1 protein-coding gene is annotated in these 1,847 nt (G+C 61.4%); it reads left to right on the forward strand.

Annotated features, from left to right (window positions below; translation table 11 throughout):
• The first annotated feature begins 218 nt into the window (after nt 1-218).
• Nucleotides 219-1,811: a peptide chain release factor 3 gene (locus RDM88_RS12740; protein WP_308755197.1), complete on the forward strand. Its 1,593-nt coding sequence runs from the start codon at nt 219-221 to the stop codon at nt 1,809-1,811.
• Nucleotides 1,812-1,847 lie beyond the last annotated feature (36 nt).

The following is a 1,847-nucleotide window of genomic DNA, read 5'->3' on the forward strand; positions in this document are numbered from 1 at the left end:
CCTGCCGGGGCGGGTCCCAGCAACTACCGCTCACTGAGCGGTAAGCCTAAGGACCGCCGCCGGTCGCCTACCGGCAAACCCTCGGGGCGGAGAATCGAAAACCGCCGCCGGGGCGGTCGTCAGCGGGACATGGGAAATTTCCGGTATGTATTGCGCGCGGCGGGCAAAAATGGTAATATAACAAGGTTAGAGCACACGGAGATTTTGGAGGAATTCGATTGGCAGACATCAGAAACGAAATTGAACGGCGGCGGACCTTTGCGATCATTTCGCACCCGGACGCCGGTAAGACCACGCTGACGGAAAAGTTCCTGCTGTACGGCGGGGCGATCCAGCTCGCGGGCGCGGTCAAGGGAAAAAAGAACGCCCGCCACGCGGTGAGCGACTGGATGGAGATCGAAAAGCAGCGCGGCATCTCGGTGACCTCGTCGGTCATGCAGTTCAACTACGAGGGCTATTGCATCAACATCCTTGACACGCCGGGACATCAGGACTTCTCGGAGGACACCTATCGCACGCTGATGGCGGCGGACAGCGCGGTGATGGTGATCGACGCGGCCAAGGGCGTCGAGGCGCAGACGCGCAAGCTCTTCAAGGTCTGTCTGCTGCGGGATATCCCGATCTTCACCTTTGTCAACAAGATGGACCGGGAGGCGCGCAACCCGTTCGACCTGATGGAGCAGATCGAACAGGAGCTGGGCATCCGAACCTATCCGGTCAACTGGCCGATTGGCTGCGGAAAGGAATTCAAGGGTGTCTACGACCGCCGTAAGCGGGAGATCATCTCCTTTTTGGGGGACGGCACCGCCAACGGGGTGCGCCAGGTGGAGAAGGTCGAGCTTTCGATGACCGACGCGCGCCTGGGCGAGATGCTCGGCGAAAGCCTGCGGGAAACGCTGGTGGACGACGTGGAGCTGCTCGACGGCGCCTCCTACGAATTCGATATGGAAGAGGTGCGCCACGGCAAGCTTTCCCCCGTGTTTTTTGGGTCCGCGCTCACAAATTTCGGCGTCGAGCCCTTCCTGGAGGATTTCCTCAGGATGACCACGCCGCCTCTGCCGCGCGGGAGCAGCGAGGGGGAGGTCGACCCGTTCGACCCGGGCTTCTCGGCGTTCGTCTTCAAAATCCAGGCGAACATGAACAAGGCCCACCGCGACCGCGTGGCGTTCATGCGGATCTGCTCGGGGGAATTCGACAAGGCGCAGGAATATTACCATGTCCAGGGGGAGCGGAAGATCAAGCTCTCCCAGCCCCAGCAGCTCATGGCGCAGGACCGTGAGATCATCGACAAGGCCTACGCGGGGGACATCATCGGCGTGTTCGACCCGGGCGTCTTTTCGATCGGCGACACGATCTGCATGCCGAACCGCAAGTTTGCATTCGAGGGCATCCCGACCTTCGCGCCCGAGCACTTCGCGCGCATCCGCCAGACCGACACCCTCAAGCGCAAGCAGTTCGTCAAGGGCACGACGCAGATCGCCCAGGAGGGCGCCATCCAGATCTTCCACGAACCGAACACCGGCATGGAGGAGGTCATCGTCGGCGTGGTCGGCGTGCTCCAGTTCGAGGTGCTCGAGTACCGCCTCAAGAACGAGTACGGCGTCGATATCCGCCGCGACGGGCTCTCCTACCAGTATATCCGCTGGATCGAAAACGAGGAGTTCGATCCCAAACAGCTCGACATCTCCTCCGACACCAAGCTGGTCCAGGACTTTAGGGACCGCTACCTGCTCCTTTTCACCGACGAGTGGAATATCCGCTGGGCGCAGGAGCACAACAAATGGCTCGAGCTGTCCGAGTTCGGGCGCTGACAAAACCAACCGGATCCCCGTGGGCGCGGCCGCTTT

Origin of the sequence: uncultured Anaerotruncus sp. (genome assembly GCF_902490045.1) — a bacterium.
Classification (GTDB): Bacteria; Bacillota; Clostridia; order Oscillospirales; family Ruminococcaceae; genus Anaerotruncus.